13 protein-coding genes are annotated in these 14,351 nt (G+C 68.4%); 4 read left to right on the top strand and 9 right to left on the bottom strand.

Going from position 1 to position 14,351, the window contains the following annotated elements; genetic code table 11:
* Nucleotides 1-35: 35 nt before the first annotated feature.
* Together cls and ABTV68_RS18190 are read right to left on the bottom strand one after the other, a co-directional pair.
* On the bottom strand, nt 36-1,484 hold the full coding sequence (cls, locus tag ABTV68_RS18185; RefSeq protein ID WP_433675083.1) for a cardiolipin synthase: 1,449 nt from the start codon (nt 1,482-1,484) through the stop codon (nt 36-38).
* Between the two features lie 66 nt (nt 1,485-1,550).
* On the bottom strand, nt 1,551-1,739 hold the full coding sequence (locus tag ABTV68_RS18190; protein ID WP_433675084.1) for a hypothetical protein: 189 nt from the start codon (nt 1,737-1,739) through the stop codon (nt 1,551-1,553).
* A 172-nt stretch (nt 1,740-1,911) separates the two neighbouring features.
* On the opposite strand from ABTV68_RS18190, the gene ABTV68_RS18195 reads away from it, so the two are divergent.
* A complete protein-coding gene (locus tag ABTV68_RS18195; protein WP_433675085.1) occupies nt 1,912-3,024 on the top strand; it encodes a DUF4192 family protein in 1,113 nt (370 codons plus the stop codon).
* 95 nt (nt 3,025-3,119) lie between these two features.
* Here ABTV68_RS18195 and lysS read toward each other — a convergent pair whose 3' ends face one another.
* Complete coding sequence (gene lysS, locus ABTV68_RS18200; RefSeq protein WP_433675086.1) at nt 3,120-4,655, bottom strand: lysine--tRNA ligase; 1,536 nt, start codon at nt 4,653-4,655, stop codon at nt 3,120-3,122.
* Between the two features lie 355 nt (nt 4,656-5,010).
* Here lysS and ABTV68_RS18205 point away from each other — a divergent pair, with 355 nt between their 5' ends.
* Genes ABTV68_RS18205 through ABTV68_RS18215 form a run of 3 tightly spaced genes read left to right on the top strand, consistent with a single transcriptional unit; the run spans nt 5,011 to nt 9,512 of the window.
* Nucleotides 5,011-5,487 carry a DUF2975 domain-containing protein gene (locus ABTV68_RS18205; RefSeq protein WP_433675087.1) on the top strand — a complete coding sequence of 159 codons (477 nt, stop codon included), beginning with the start codon at nt 5,011-5,013 and terminating at the stop codon, nt 5,485-5,487.
* On the top strand, nt 5,488-5,709 hold the full coding sequence (locus ABTV68_RS18210) for a helix-turn-helix domain-containing protein (RefSeq protein ID WP_433675088.1): 222 nt from the start codon (nt 5,488-5,490) through the stop codon (nt 5,707-5,709).
* Nucleotides 5,706-9,512 (top strand): SCO7613 C-terminal domain-containing membrane protein, encoded by a 3,807-nt coding sequence (locus ABTV68_RS18215; protein WP_433675089.1) that lies wholly within the window; start codon nt 5,706-5,708, stop codon nt 9,510-9,512. Before ABTV68_RS18210 ends, ABTV68_RS18215 begins: the two co-directional genes overlap by 4 nt.
* A 1-nt stretch (nt 9,513) precedes the next feature.
* Here the strand turns inward: ABTV68_RS18215 and ABTV68_RS18220 are convergent, their stop codons facing one another.
* The 6 genes from ABTV68_RS18220 to folB are packed head-to-tail and all read right to left on the bottom strand — an operon-like array spanning nt 9,514 to nt 14,328.
* Complete coding sequence (locus ABTV68_RS18220) at nt 9,514-10,251, bottom strand: DUF2520 domain-containing protein (RefSeq protein WP_433675090.1); 738 nt, start codon at nt 10,249-10,251, stop codon at nt 9,514-9,516.
* Nucleotides 10,248-12,044 carry a PH domain-containing protein gene (locus tag ABTV68_RS18225; protein ID WP_433675091.1) on the bottom strand — a complete coding sequence of 599 codons (1,797 nt, stop codon included), beginning with the start codon at nt 12,042-12,044 and terminating at the stop codon, nt 10,248-10,250. The genes ABTV68_RS18220 and ABTV68_RS18225 overlap by 4 nt, the downstream gene beginning before the upstream one ends.
* Nucleotides 12,041-13,018: a PH domain-containing protein gene (locus ABTV68_RS18230; protein WP_433675092.1), complete on the bottom strand. Its 978-nt coding sequence runs from the start codon at nt 13,016-13,018 to the stop codon at nt 12,041-12,043. The genes ABTV68_RS18225 and ABTV68_RS18230 overlap by 4 nt, the downstream gene beginning before the upstream one ends.
* The gene (locus ABTV68_RS18235; RefSeq protein WP_433675093.1) at nt 12,969-13,451 is read right to left on the bottom strand and encodes a DUF3180 domain-containing protein; all 483 of its coding nucleotides are present in this window, start codon (nt 13,449-13,451) and stop codon (nt 12,969-12,971) included. Before ABTV68_RS18235 ends, ABTV68_RS18230 begins: the two co-directional genes overlap by 50 nt.
* On the bottom strand, nt 13,448-13,972 hold the full coding sequence (gene folK, locus ABTV68_RS18240; protein ID WP_433675094.1) for a 2-amino-4-hydroxy-6-hydroxymethyldihydropteridine diphosphokinase: 525 nt from the start codon (nt 13,970-13,972) through the stop codon (nt 13,448-13,450). The genes ABTV68_RS18235 and folK overlap by 4 nt, the downstream gene beginning before the upstream one ends.
* On the bottom strand, nt 13,969-14,328 hold the full coding sequence (gene folB, locus ABTV68_RS18245) for a dihydroneopterin aldolase (RefSeq protein WP_433675095.1): 360 nt from the start codon (nt 14,326-14,328) through the stop codon (nt 13,969-13,971). The genes folK and folB overlap by 4 nt, the downstream gene beginning before the upstream one ends.
* Nucleotides 14,329-14,351 lie beyond the last annotated feature (23 nt).

Below are 14,351 nucleotides of genomic sequence, written 5' to 3' on the forward strand. Positions count from 1 at the left end.
TCAGTGTCCCGGAAGACGAGATCGTCTCGCCACGGCTACTGCAACGCCGACGTGAGGCGGGCGAGGTTGTCGAGCACCGTGGAACGCAGCGGCTGCTTGGACCACTCCTCCGCCGTCAGCTCGCGGCTGAGCTCCCGATACTGGTCTTCGACTTCCCGCATCTCCTGCACGAATCCGGCGTCGCGCACGAGCAGCGATACCTCCAGGTTCAGACCGAAGGATCGCATGTCCATGTTGCTGGAGCCGATCACGGCGATGTCGTCATCGATGGTCAGGCCCTTGGTATGCAGGATGTACGGCTGGCGGTACATCCAGATGCGAATTCCGGCTCGAAGAAGCGCTTCATAGTAGCTGCGCTGGGCGTGCCACACGATGGCCTGGTCGCCGATCTCGGAGACGAACAGCTCGACCTTCACACCGCGTTGCACGGCCGAGGTGATGGCGATCAACAGCGCTTCATCGGGGACGAAGTACGGGCTGATGATGTTGATGCGCTCTTGCGCGGCGTAGACCAGTGCGACGAACATTCGAAGGTTGTTCTCCACCTCGAACCCCGGGCCCGACGGGACGATCTGGCACTGCAGATCGCCGTCCGCGCTCGGGGGTGCGATGGCGACATCGCCGTCCGAGATCAGCTCGTCGGTCTCGGTGAACCAGTCGGTCAGGAACACGGCCGCCACCGAAGAGACGACTGGGCCCTCCAGCCGCACCATCAGATCCACCCAGTGCAGACCGCGCTTGATGTTCTTCTTCAGGTTGTAGCTGGAGTCCGTGATGTTCTGAGAGCCCATCCACGCCACGATCCCGTCGACGACGAGGAGCTTGCGGTGGTTACGCAGATCCGGACGCTGTGTCTTCCCGCGCAGCGGCTGTACCGGAAGCATCAGGTGCCACTTCGCCCCCATCGCGTCCAGCCGACGCAGGGTGGCCCGGTAGTACGGCTTCCAGCGGTTGGCCCAGTGATCCAGCAGCACGCGCACGGTCACGCCGCGCGCGGTCGCATCCTCCATCGCCTGGAACAGCGTCTCCGTGGTGTGGTCGGCCTGGAAGATGTAGAACTCGATGTAGACGAACTTCTCGGCACGACGGATCTCATCCGCCATGCGGTTGATGCTCGCCTCGTAGTCCGGCTCCAGGTGGGCGTCGTTGTGATCCAGCATGGGCATCGCACCCAGTCGCCGATTCATGCGCACGAGAGACGTGAACCACGCGGGCTGCCCCTCCTCCGACGAGCGCGCGTCGAGATTGGCACTGGCCTCACGGATGTAGTCGTTGACCAGCGACTGCTTGCGGCGACGGGCGCGGGGCAATCGCGGGTTGCCGATGAGGAGAAACAGGAGCACCCCGAAGTACGGGATGAAGTAGATCGCCAGGAGCCACGCCGTGGCGGAGGTGGGACGCCGGTTGCGCGGCACCACGATGATCGCGGCGATGCGGATGGCGAGATCGACGGCGATGCCGATCACGACCCACCATGTGATCACGTGTCCTCCCGGCCTTCAGCCTAGCGTCCGGGTACGACACTCCCTGATGCGTACTTCCCGGGCGCGTCAGTCGACCTTCGTCGCGCCGTCCGAGGCGGGCATTCCGCGCTTGGCGCGCTCTTCCGCTTCGATCTGCGCGTACACCTTGCGCTCGGACCGATCGAATCGAATGATGCCGCGCAGCACGAAGAAGAACACGACAAGGACCACGGCCGTGGGAAGGAGCGACCAGAGAGCTGCGAGCCAGAAGTCCATGCCCCCATGCTACGCCGAGCCTCCTGGACACAGGATCGGAGGCATCGCTTCCTCCCCAGGCGAATTTCTTCCGCGCCACCGCGGCCGGATCCGCGTCATCTCGCCGATCCTGTGCGCGATGCCTGTCGACAGCCGCCGAGCCGGGCACGCGACCGTTGCAAGCATCGAGCGCATGAGAACGATCATCACTGCTGACTCCTCCGCCGAGCTTCTCGCACTCATCCCTCACCTCTCCGGCTACGTCCCTCGGGAGAGCGTCGTCGTGGTCCCCTTCCGCGCAGGCCGCTCGCTCGCCATGCTTCGGGTGGATCGGGTGACTGACGACATCGACGCCTTCGCCGCGACGACCATCGGGACGGCGTGTCGAGTGCCGGATGTCGATGCGGTGGTCCTCGTCGTCTACGCGGATGGCGTGCTCGAGACGAGCGGGGCTCGGGACGTTCTCGAGGCCCTGCGCATTCGTGCGGATGCGTGCGGGCTGTTCGTCATCGACACGCTCGCCGTCGCGGAGAACGGCTGGGCGAGCTACCGCGTCGATCAGGACCCCTCGCCTCGTTCTCTCGACGAGATCGCGCGAGCGGCGCCGGCCGGCCTGCTGCGACCTCGAGATGACCAGGCGGGTGGGAGCACGCTCGTCCGCGCACCGAAGGAACGCCGACGACGGGTGTCTGCGGCCCTGGTGGACACCGAGCGGGCTGCCAACCTCCTGCTCATGCAGGCGCGCGCCTCGACCGAACCGTCCGACGAGGTGGACGCACGAGCGGCGCGAATCCTCGCCGCGCTGACGGACGTCGCAACCTCCTGGGAGACGGCGCTCGAGTTCACCTCCCTCGACGACGACATCCTCACCGACGAACGAGCCGCGCTCCTCCTGTGGTGCCTGGCGCGGCCGTCGCTGCGCGATGTCGCGCTCGCACACTGGTGCCATGGCGCAGACGCCGCTCGTCGGGTTCTGAGCGCCCAGCTGGAGTGGGAGGAGTCGGGCGACTATCCCGCGGGTCCGCTGTTTCTCGCCGGGGAAGGACCGCGGCCTGACCCGGTCCGGCTGCATCGCGCTCTGCGGATGCTGCGGGGACTCGCTGCGCTCGCCACGGGTCGATCCCGTGGCACGGCACTGGCATCGGCCGCGTGGGTGGCGTGGGCGCTCGGTTGGGGGACGCATGCCGGCGCATACGCCCATGCGGCGCTGTCCGTCGACCCTGGCCAGCGCCTGGCGGAGATCATCGACGAGTTGTCATCGCACGGACATCTGCCCGGCTGGGCGTTCACACGGGCGGAGCCGTGATGCCGAGGTGCGCGTCGGCGGTGAGCACGACGCGGCCCGCCAACCGGATGGTCGACGGGCCGCGTTCAGTCCGGGTGTCGCAGCACCCGGCAAGCTCACTTCACGAGCGGGAAGAGGATCGTCTCGCGAATGCCCAGGCCGGTAATGGCCATCAGCAGACGGTCGATTCCCATGCCCATGCCGCCCGTGGGAGGCATGGCGTGCTCGAGCGCACGCAGGAACTCCTCGTCCACGCTCATCGCCTCATCATCGCCCTGCGCGGCGAGCTTCGCCTGCTCGACGAAACGCTCGCGCTGGATGACCGGATCCACAAGCTCCGAGTAGCCGGTGGCCAGCTCGAATCCGCGGATGTACAGGTCCCACTTCTCGACGACGCCGGGAATGCTGCGGTGCTCGCGCACCAGAGGGGAGGTGTCCACCGGGAAGTCCATCACGAAGGTCGGACGCTCCAGTCCACCCTTCACGAAGTGCTCCCACAGCTCCTCGACGTACTTACCGTGCGTCGCGACCTTCTCGGGGACCTCGACGCCCACCGACGCCGCGAGCTCCTTGAGCTCCGAGAGGGAGGTCTGCGGCGTGATGACGACGCCGGCCGCGTCAGAAAGCGAGTCGTACATCGAGATGCGCGCCCACTCGCCGCCGAGGTCGTACTCCGTGCCGTCGGCCCAGGTCACCACGGTGGAGCCAGAGACGGCGATCGCCGCGTTCTGCACCATCTCCTGCGTGAGGTCGGCGATCCCGTTGTAGTCGCTGTAGGCCATGTACGCCTCGAGCATGGCGAACTCGGGGCTGTGCGTGGAGTCGGCACCCTCGTTGCGGAAGTTGCGGTTGATCTCGAAGACCCGTTCGAGTCCACCCACCACGGCGCGCTTGAGGTACAGCTCGGGTGCGATGCGCAGGTAGAGCTCGGTGTCGAACGCGTTGGAGTGCGTCACGAAAGGACGAGCCGAAGCGCCACCGTGCTGTACCTGCAGCATCGGCGTCTCGACCTCGATGAAGCCGTGGTCGGCGAAGGTCTGACGGAGGCTGGCGTTCGTCTTGGCACGCGCGATGACGTTCTCACGCGCCTTGTCGCGGACGATCAGGTCGAGGAAGCGGCTGCGGACCCGCGTCTCCTCGTTGAGATCGGCGTGGAAGTTGGGCAGCGGCAGAATGGCCTTGGCGGCGATGGTCCAGTCGGCGACCATGATGGACAGCTCGCCACGACGGGAGGAGATCACCTCACCCGTCACGAACACGTGGTCGCCGAGGTCGACGAGCTCCTTCCACGCCGCCAGCGACTCCTCGCCCACGTTCGCGAGCGAGACCATCGCCTGAATGCGCGAGCCGTCGCCGGCCTGCAGCGTGGCGAAGCAGAGCTTGCCGGTGTTGCGGCTGAATACGACACGACCCGCGACACCAGCGGTGACGCCGGTCGCGGTGTCGGCTTCGAGCTCGCCATACTGCGCACGCAGGTCGGCGATCGTGGTGGTGACGGGAACGGAGACCGGGTAGGCGCCGCCGGCAGCGTCGGAACGCTGCTCGATGAGCTTCGCACGCTTCGCCAGACGCACCGCCTTCTGCTCGAAGATGTCCTCTGCGGTGGGCTCGTCAGCGGCTCCGCCAGGCGCGGCGGACGGCGTTTCAGTCATGCGGGGCTCCTTGTGAAAGTCTCTCCAGTCTATCGAGGCCCGCACCGCGGCCCCCGCCCACCTCCGGCCCGCAGCCGCGGCCGCAGGAGTGCAACCAGAATCCGCTGCCAACGGGCGACGGGCGACGAGCACCGGCAGAGCGGAGACGCGGTGATCGCGAGACGCCGCCGAGCGCGGTGACGCCGCCGTTGGGCGATAGCCACGGGCACGGTTTCCCGGAGATTCGCCGGCCACGGACAGACGTCGCCGCCTTGGAATCTGCTGTGCGCGGCTGGCGGAGTACTCCCCTGTTCCCTATTGTTTCGCGATAGGTACGTATCGAAAAACGATAGATATCGATGGTTCAGGGGGAATCATGCACGTCAGAGTCGTCATCGCACTCAAGGTCCTGCTGGTCGTGTTGCTCGCGATCCTCGTCGCGTGCCAGATCTTCCTGGTGCCCAGCTTGGCGGCGGTGACCGCGGCTAAGGAACCGCAGGTGGCGTACCTGCAGGTGCCGGGAGTGATCGTCGCGGACATCTTCCTGCTGTGCGTGCAGATCGCGCTGCTCTGCCTCTGGCGCCTGCTGTCCCTGGTGGCTGAGGAGACGATCTTCTCTCCGCGGTCGTACCTGCTGGTGGATACGATCCTCGTGCTGGTCCTCATCGCCACGGGCATCGTCATCACGGCGACGATCGGCCTCCTCGCCTTCGGCATCGGCTCGGGTTCCGTGCTGCTGGTGTGCCTGTTAGGGGTGGTGCTCGGGCTGTCCAGCGCGCTGCTCGTCATCGTCCTGCGCGGGCTCGTGCGCAAGGCCGCCGCGTTGGAGCAGGATCTGTCGGAGGTGGTCTAGGTGGCCATCGTCATCAACCTCGACGTACAGCTGGCGAAGAAGAAGATGTCGGTCGCGGAGCTGGCGGCAGCCATCGAGATCACTCCGGTGAACGTGTCGGTGCTGAAAAACGGACGAGCCAAGGCCGTGCGCTTCAGCACCCTGGATGCGATCTGTCGCGTGCTCGACTGTCAACCCGGCGACATCCTGGTCTGGGTTCCCGATGAGGAGGCGGGCGCATGACCCCGGATTCCCGGGCGGGAGCAGCCTGGACCGAGCAGACCATCGCGAAACTCGCGGATCGCCAAGCGTGCCCTCTGTGCCTCACCGGTGTCGTTGGTGACGGAGTGTGCCTGGAGTGCACGGCCGATCTTCGCGGCGAGCGTGGCGCCGAGCTGTGGCGCATCACGGCGGCTTCGATCGACGCCTTGTCCGCACGACGTCGATGGATGGCCACGATCCCGACATCGCACGCCGCAGGGTGGAGCAGCGCCGGACAGACCGCCGCCGTTCCGATGCGGTCGCCAGGCGGTGCCCCTGCGAGCGACGGCTCGACCACTTCTCCCACCGCGACCACGGTTCCCACGACGGCGGGACGCGTGAGCATCGGCGGCGGCAGCACCTCCGGGGGCCGCCGTCCCAGCCCACCGCCCGTCGCGCCGGCAGCGACGAACCCGCCACGCCCTTCGAGCCCGCGCTCATCGGCCTCGCTGCAGTCCGTCCTCGCCGTGGCGGGAGCCGGCCTGTTCGCCGTCGCCGCCGTGGTGTTCTCGTTCTTCAACGCCGACCTGTCGTCGCCGTGGCAGCGGCTGCCCATCCTGGGCGGAATCGCCGCCGCGTTCATCGCGCTGGCGTGGGTGCTCTCGCGTCGACGGCTCGCTTTCTCGGCCGAGGCGATCGGCGCCTTGGGCATGGTGTTCGTGGCCCTCACGATCGCGTCCGTCGCACAACCCGTCACCTACCCGTGGATTGCGGCCGCCGTCGGCACAGCGGTCGCCGCTCCCGCAGCCATCGTCCTCGGCCACCGAATCCGCCTGCGCAGCTGGCTCTGGATGGGACTCGTGGGAGCCTCGATGGTCCCCGCCATGGTGAGCTGGGCGGCTGTCGGCGGTGCCGGACAGGTGCTCGGACATATCCTCACCGCCGCGACGGCGTGCGCCCTGATCGACCTGACACGACGACTCGCACCCCGGTTCGATGCTCCCCTGAACGCCGAGCAGCGTGCTCTCACCACGGTGCAGTTGTTCATCGGGGCGACGGTTCTGCCCCTCGCCCCGTTCGCCGGTCGGGACTTCCCGGCTCTCACCGACAGCGTGGCGACGTGGGTGCCGATAGCGGTCACGGCAGCCGCCCTCGGCCTGATCGCACGGGCGTCCGTTTCGCACCCGCTCCCCCGTTGGTGGAGCTTCGTCTCTGGCGCACTGCTCACCGGCAGCCTCGTCTTCGGCGCGCTCGCCTTCGCTCCGCAGGAGGACGGCACAGCCGTAGCCATGACAGCCACGGGTGCCGCACTCGCACTCGTGGTGTTCGGAGTCCTGTTGCCGATGCCGCGAGCGACCAACCGGACGCTCTTCCTGGGTGGCATTCTCGCCGTGGGAGTCTGGCCTGCGATGCTGGCCTTCGTCGTCGCATTCCGGGTCGGTGCGCTGACCATTGGTGAGGCGCTGATCCCCGACCGCATGCACGACGTTGTCTCCACCACAACCACCATCGCGGCGGCGATCGCGCTGCTGATCATCTCCGCGGGTGTGGCGCTGTTCGGCCGCCTGGACGCGGGACGAACGACCGGAGCGGCCGCTGTCACCCGGCCACTGGCCCTCGCCCTCACGGGAGCCGCGTCGCTCGTCATCGCCTGCCTGCCCGTCTTCCGACCCACCGGAACCGTCATCGTGGCGCTGCTCATCATCGGCGCTCTCACCCTTCTCGGACGTACGCGCTGGATCGCCTCTCAACGCCGCGCCGATCCCACGCGGATCGTCATCGCGGTGGGAGCGCATGTCGCCCTGGCGCTGGCCGGCGTCGTCTCGTGGAGCTCGCTCGAGTCGGGAACGGCGTTCGGACTCGCTGTGATCGCCGGCATCGCCGGCATCGCACCCCTCGTCCCGGCCAGCATCCGGTTCTTGCATGTCGGCGCCGGCTACGCGTACGCCCTCGTGGTGATCGCTGTCGGTCTGCACCTCCTGCGCCTCGACGACGTCGTCGTGCTGTGCGTGACCTCGGCGCTCGGATCGCTCGGGGCCGTCGCCGCCACATTCCTTCCGCGCCCGCGCTCCCGCGGCTGGACGGCGATCCTCGCGGTGACGGCCGTCCCCTACCTGCTCGGGGTTGTCCAGGTGTTCTTCGAACGCAGCGGATGGACCGCGCTGGCCACCGCCGCGATGTTCATCCTCACGCTGACCCTGGTGCTCACCCGCCACCGACCGGTGAGCACGCTCGTCCGCAGCGCCGCCGCTTTCCTCCTGGTGCCCACCCTGGCGGTCATGACCACGTGCCTGTGCGCTCAGCTGCCCGCCAGCGGATCACCCGTCGCGCTGCCCATCATCGCGGTGCTCGTGGCGCTCACTCTGGCCAGCGGTTCGACGATCGAAGACGTGCTGATCGCACGACGGCTGCCCGCAACGAGCATCGGCGCGAGTCGACTGGCGATCGAGGCTTCGGCCCTCGTCACCGGCGGACTGGCCGTTCTTCTCGCGCTGTGGCGCGTGGCGGCAGGCCTGCCCACCGCGAGCCTCGTGCTGCTGATCCTCGCGATCGGGGCGGCGGGAGCTGCCATCTGGTCGCATCGGCCGTACGGCTGGTGGCTGGCCGGTGCCAGCGCGACAGGAGCCCTCTGGTGTGTTTGGGGCTTGCTCAGCATCGGAGAGCTGGAGCCGTATCTCCTCCCGCCGACCATCGCCGCCGTGCTCGTGGGGCTCTGGCTCACGGCGCGCGGACGGCGCTCCACCGCGCTGTATGCCGCTGGGCTCTCCCTAGCGATTCTTCCGATCCTGGTGATCCTGGCGATCCGCGGCACGCCCGGCGACGGCCCGGTTCCGTGGCGAGCCTGGGCGCTCATCGCGACAGCGTGGGTGCTCACTGTCGCTGCGCTGCTGCTGTTCCGCCGCTCTGCCCGCTGGCAGAGGCTCGTCACGCCGACGCTGGGGATCGCGATCCTCGCCGCAGCAGCGGCCGTGGTGCAGAGCGTGCGGTGGGGCGTGGGCCTCGATCCCCTCTACGTCGGCTTCCCTCCGCTGTTCGCGGGTCTGATCATCGGCACGGTGGCAGCCATTCCCGCGGCGGCGGCTGCGGGTGCCCTTCCTCGGCGGTGGCGCGGGGTCGCGCTGCTGGCCCCGGTCGTCATCGTGCTGGCGAGCGCATGGCCGCTCATGCGCGATGATGACGTCTCGATGTGGACCATGTGGGCCGTGATGATCGTGACGCTGACGATGATGGTGGGCGTGGGCATCCTGCTGCGACGCGGCGTCCGGGATCTCCCGCCGATTCCGGCTCTCTTCCTGCTGGCGTTCGTCACCTCGATCGTCGCGTGGTCCACGCGGGAGCTTCGCGTGGAGTGGTTCTCACTACCGCTCGGTCTGTTCCTCCTCAGCGCCGGCCTCGTGTTCCGCGATCGCATCGCCCCCAACGGTGTTTGGAAGGGTGCTGCACCGCTCACCGATCAGACCCGACTGCTGACCTGGCCGCTCGGCGCCACCGGGTCCTGGCCGATTCTCGGTCCGGGTGTCGCCATCACCGTGCTGGCCTCGATCATCGCGACGTTCACGGACCCGCAGACGTGGCGGGCGATCCTCGTGATCGTGCTGGCGCTCATCGGCATCCTGTGGGGTGCGCGGGCCAAGCTGCGCGCTCCGTTCCTGATCGGCGTGATCGTGTTGCCGGTGGAGAACGTCTGCGTGTTCGCCGTGCAGTTCGGTCGCGGCATCGAGTCGATGCCCTGGTGGATCACGCTCGCCGTGGTGGGTGCGGTGCTGCTGATCCTCGCCGTGACCTATGAGCGACGAGAGGGTGAAGAGGCGGGGATCACGGCACGGCTGCGCGATCTCCACTGATTCACTCCTCCTCGTCGTCCTCATCGGGGTCGTCGAGGAAGCCGGCCGCGAGCATGTCATCGCCGCGGCCGGCCGCCGTCAGAGCGCTGTCGATGCTCGAGTGCGCGAGAGCTTCGAGGTATCCGCCGGGGTTACCCACCCCGATGCTGCGAAGCAGATCCGCCGACTGGCGCACCACCTCTGCGGCCAACGTGGTGACAGTGGCGATCGCCTCCGCGTACACCGAACGATCCTCTTCCGCCACCACCACCGGCTCGCAGCCCATCTCCACCGCGAGCGCCTGCGCGATCGGCAGCACGGGTCCAGGTGCCGTCACCGCGGCGTATGCCCCGGAGAGCCGTCGCAGGTCCATGCTCGTGCCGGTGAAGACGATTGCCGGGTGAACGGCCAGCGGAATGACCCCCGCCGGCCGAGCGGGTGCGAACACGTCCACACCGTACGCGGGGTCGGTGTGCATCACGAGCTGGCCCATCTGCCACGCTCCGACGGCAGCCAGCCCGGAGATCAGTTCGGGGAGCTCCTCATGCGGCACCGCGATGATGACGAGCTCGCTCCGGCGAGCCACCTCCACCGCGTCCACCTGAGGGACGTCGGGAAGCATCGCCGCCACACGGTCCGGGTCGGATCCCACGGTCACTGCCGTCACCGCATGGCCCGCGCCGGCGAGGGCGGACGCCACAACAGGCCCCACCCGTCCGGCACCGATCACGCCGATGCCGAGCCGTCCGTCCCCGATCACCGAACGATCTCCGCCCAGCGGTGGGTCCGGTCGGCACGGGCCGCATTGATGGCGCGAGACTGCGCGTCCTGGAACAGGGTCATGAGCTGTGCACGATCGACACCCGACAGCACGCCACTCACCTGACCGGGCACCACGTGCACGTGAAGCGTTCCGATGCGCGCTGCACGCGCGAGCGGCCCCTGGCGCACATCGATGCTCTGGGATCGCGCGAGCGGGAACATCGCGAGCGTGCGCACGAGAGCGCCTCGGCGCAGCAGCAGGAACTCTCCGGTGAGAACGAATCCGGTGCGCTTCCAGCTCAACGGGTGCACCCACCAGGCGCGTGCCGGGGTGTTGACGTACGGATCGGACGACGGCCGTTTGCCGAGGCCGTCCACCAGCATGCGGTCCACATCCGCGGTGGCGAGCTGATCGAACAGCAGCATCAGCACACGCTCCACGTCGGCGCGCGTTCCCACCGGGAGGATCGTGGTGAACGGGTCGGTCTGCTGGCTCTCCGCACTCTTGCCGCTCAGCCGGTTGATCTTGATCGAGTACCACCCGAACGGCCGCCAGAACAGCGACTGGTGCACCTCGACGGCGTGAACGCGGCCCGGCGGGATGGTCTCCGTGATGGTCGTGGTCAGGCCGAACGTGATCCGCAGTCCGTCGGGGGTGGGTGCGATCGAGTAGCGCAGCACCTTCATCAGGCTGCGGAACCAGTACAGACCGACACCGAATACGGCGGGAAGCAGCGCGAACAGAACGTACTCACTGCCGAAGATGGAGCCCACCACCACGATCGCGATGTAGATGAGCAGCATCAGCGTGGTGGGGCTCCACAGGTGCGAGCCGATCAGCCGCCCGACCGGAATGTGCACGACGCTCGCCGGCTCGGCAACAGGTGCCTCGGCCCCATCGATGATGCCGGTGATGCCGCCACCCACCGTCTGGATGAACTCTTGCGCGCGGGTCTGCGGCACGGGCTGAACGCTCTGGCGCTGTTCGCGCGCCCGGCGCAGTCCCGACGCGCGACCGAGGATGTCGGCACGCACTGCCTCGGCGTCGGCGGTCCGGAGATACTCCAGCTTCACGTTCGCGTCGGCGCCGGCGCCGACGACCTCGAGCTTCGCGAGCCCGATGAGGCGTGCCACGAACGGCCTGGTGAGGTTGACGCCCTGGACGCGGTCCAGCGGAGCGCGGCGCTGCTTGCGCATCAGCACGCCCTGCTTGACCTCCACATCCGAATCGGAGATGCGGAACTGGTGGAAGCGCCACGACATGTAGAACGCGGCGATCAGAAGCACGAGTACGGCGAGCACGACGCCCAGCGCGACGAGCACCAGGTTGTTCGTGAAGATCCAGTCGACAGGATCTCCGGCATAGCGGTCTTCATAGTCGCGGAACTGGGGTACGAACAGGGCGATCAGGCGGTCGCGCATGTTCGCGACCACGATGCCGATCACGACGATGAGGAACAGCCCGCCCTGCATCAGCGGAGTGAGCGGGTGCATGCGGTGCCACTCGCCGTCGGCGAGATCACTCTCGACCCGCTGCGGCTGGGGCACGCCTCCCGCGGGTGCGGCAGGGAATCCGGCGCCGGGCAGGGGTGCACCGGGGAAACCGGCACCGAGGTGAGGTGCTTCGGGCAGTGCGCCCATCGGTGCGCCAGCGTTCGGCGCGAACGCCGACTGCGCGGGAGCTGGAGGCAGGTGGGCGGGTGCCTGCGGCGGCACGACAGGGGTCTGCGGCGGCATGTCGGGTGCCTGCGGCGGCACGTCCGCGCTCGGATACTGCTGGTTGTCGTTCACAGGCCGGTCCGTCGAGACTCGGCCACTTCGATGAGGGTGTCACGGAGCTGCTCGGCACCCGCCTGGGTCAGGCCGGGGATCGTCGCGCCCGTGGTGGCCGCGGCAGTCACCAGCTTGAGCTGCGCGATGCCGAAGGCGCGGTCGAGCGGACCATGCGTGACGTCAACGAGCTGCATCCGACCGTAGGGAACGGCGACCATGCGCTGCCACAGGATCCCGCGGCGGAACACGATGTCGTCGGCGCGCAGCATGTAGCCATACGCGCGTGCCTGGCGAGGCAGGATGGCCATGGCCCAGCCGGTCGCGACCACGACAGCGGCCGCAGGGATGAACGCCCACATCTGGTGGAAGACGAGTCCCACCACGATCGCCGCGGCAATCGCCAGAAGCAGCACGAAGCCGTTCGTGATCAGTTGCACGGCGACGTACTTCCGCGAGATCTGGTGCCATGAGCCGTCCAGCTCGAGGCGTGCGGCGCCGCGCGGCTCCTTCAGCGCCGTGAAGGTCCCGTCATCCAGCACGGGCGATGCGGGCACTGGTGACGGGGCTCCGGGAACCTGCACCGGAGGCACCTGAGCCTGATCTCCGAAAGCGGGAGACCCGGGCTGAGGCGCCGCGGGGAACCAGGGTGCGGGCGCGTCGGGCATCCCGAAAACCGGCGTCGGTGAAAGCTGCGCGATCGGCTCGTGTGCGGCCGCCGGCTCACCTCCAGGAACCTGAGCAACGGGAGCAGGTGCCCCCGGAACCTGGGCCCCCGCACCCGCGGGTGCGGGCACGTCGGATGCGGCCCGTCGGGCGTCCGACCGGCGGAGCACCGGGGCCGCAGACGGCTGCACGGCTGCGCCGGAATCTTGGGTCGGAGCCGGAGGAACCGAACCGTTCGTTGAGGAAGCGCCGGCCGCGGGCTCCGCCGCCGGGAGGAGGTCAGGGGTGGGCGGGAGCTGCGGGTTCGTCGGGTCCTGGGGCGTTGTCATCGTCGTCCTTCGGGAGCGTGCAGAAACTCTCGGCCACCAGCGCCGCGATGACAAGCAGTACGCCCGTCCCCACGGTCACGGCGATGACCGTAATCGAGCCTACCCGGGGTGGCACCGGTCGCAGCAGCAGGAAAACCGCCAGTCCGAGGGCGAATCCACCGATGGCGGACCCCAACACGCTCGATGCTTTGGCCAACACCGCCACCCGCAGCGCCCGGAACGGGTCGACGCGCGCACCGCCGTGAGTCGCGCGACGGATCGGCCAGGCCAGAACCAGCACGGCGATCGCGATGATCACCTGCGCCACCGAGAGCACCCAGTCGGGGGTGAAGGTCGGTCGCCCGAAGCTCGTCAGCAGCAGATCCGTACCGTAGCCGAGCACCGCGGCGATCACCGCGATCAGTGCGAGCACCGCTCCCCGGGTGCGCTTCATGACCGCAGCCCGGCCAGCAGATCGGCGACCCGGCCGCGCCCCGGAAGGACAGCGTCCGGATCGAGCTCGGACCACGGCCCCAGAACGAACTCACGCTCGTGCGCGCGGGGGTGCGGCAGCGTGAGTTTCGGGTCGGTGCTGTGCAGGTCTCCGTAGGAGATCATGTCCAGGTCCAGCGTGCGATCGCCCCACCGCTCGAGGCGAACACGACCGTGCTCGCTCTCGATGCGCTGCAGATAGCCCAGCAGCACCGTCGGTGCGAGTCGGGTGCGAATGATCGCGATCGCGTTGAGGTACTCCGGCTTGCTCGGGTCGGGGCCGGTGGGCGTGAGCGCGACCGACCGGATCACCGGAGAGAGCCGCACGTCGTCGACCAGGGGAAGCCGACCGATCTCCGCGGCAGCCGCCTCCAGCGTGCCTTCGCGATCGCCGAGGTTGGACCCCAGCGCGATCACGACGTCCACGGCTTCGCGACCGACGCGCTCCGGAGTCGGCAGGGTGCGGGCGAGGTCGCGGCTCATGAGCGCTCCCGATGCACGGTGACCGAGACGTCGGAGAAGGCTCGTTCGATCGGCGCGTGCGGCTTGTGCACGGTGATCGACACCGACCGCACGCGTGCGTCCGCGAGCGCCGCGGTGGCGAGGCGATCGGCCAGCGTCTCGATGAGGTCCACGGGCTCGCCGCCGATGATCTCCGCGAAGGCCTCTGCGAGCTCGCCGTAGTGGACGGTGTCGCGGACATCGTCACTCGCGGCGGCGGGTGCCAGGTCGAGCCGCAGCGTGGCGTCGACGGTGAAGTCCTGTCCCTGCTCGCGCTCGAAATCGAAGACCCCGTGCCGTCCGAAGACGGTGAGGCCGGTCAGCGTGATCTCATCCATCACTGCCACCCTCCCATGCCCGG

Origin of the sequence: Microbacterium gorillae (assembly GCF_050990725.1) — a bacterium.
Lineage (GTDB): Bacteria > Actinomycetota > Actinomycetes > Actinomycetales > Microbacteriaceae > Microbacterium > Microbacterium gorillae_A.

Excerpts from the sequence above, each read along its gene's own strand:
- ABTV68_RS18195 (WP_433675085.1), top strand. The coding sequence starts at position 1,912 with ATGAGAACGATCATCACTGCTGACTCCTCCGCCGAGCTTCTCGCACTC.
- folK (WP_433675094.1), bottom strand. The coding sequence starts at position 13,972 with ATGAGCCGCGACCTCGCCCGCACCCTGCCGACTCCGGAGCGCGTCGGT.
- lysS (WP_433675086.1), bottom strand. The coding sequence starts at position 4,655 with ATGACTGAAACGCCGTCCGCCGCGCCTGGCGGAGCCGCTGACGAGCCC.
- ABTV68_RS18230 (WP_433675092.1), bottom strand. The coding sequence starts at position 13,018 with ATGACAACGCCCCAGGACCCGACGAACCCGCAGCTCCCGCCCACCCCT.
- folB (WP_433675095.1), bottom strand. The coding sequence starts at position 14,328 with ATGGATGAGATCACGCTGACCGGCCTCACCGTCTTCGGACGGCACGGG.
- ABTV68_RS18205 (WP_433675087.1), top strand. The coding sequence starts at position 5,011 with ATGCACGTCAGAGTCGTCATCGCACTCAAGGTCCTGCTGGTCGTGTTG.
- ABTV68_RS18190 (WP_433675084.1), bottom strand. The coding sequence starts at position 1,739 with ATGGACTTCTGGCTCGCAGCTCTCTGGTCGCTCCTTCCCACGGCCGTG.
- ABTV68_RS18235 (WP_433675093.1), bottom strand. The coding sequence starts at position 13,451 with ATGAAGCGCACCCGGGGAGCGGTGCTCGCACTGATCGCGGTGATCGCC.
- ABTV68_RS18215 (WP_433675089.1), top strand. The coding sequence starts at position 5,706 with ATGACCCCGGATTCCCGGGCGGGAGCAGCCTGGACCGAGCAGACCATC.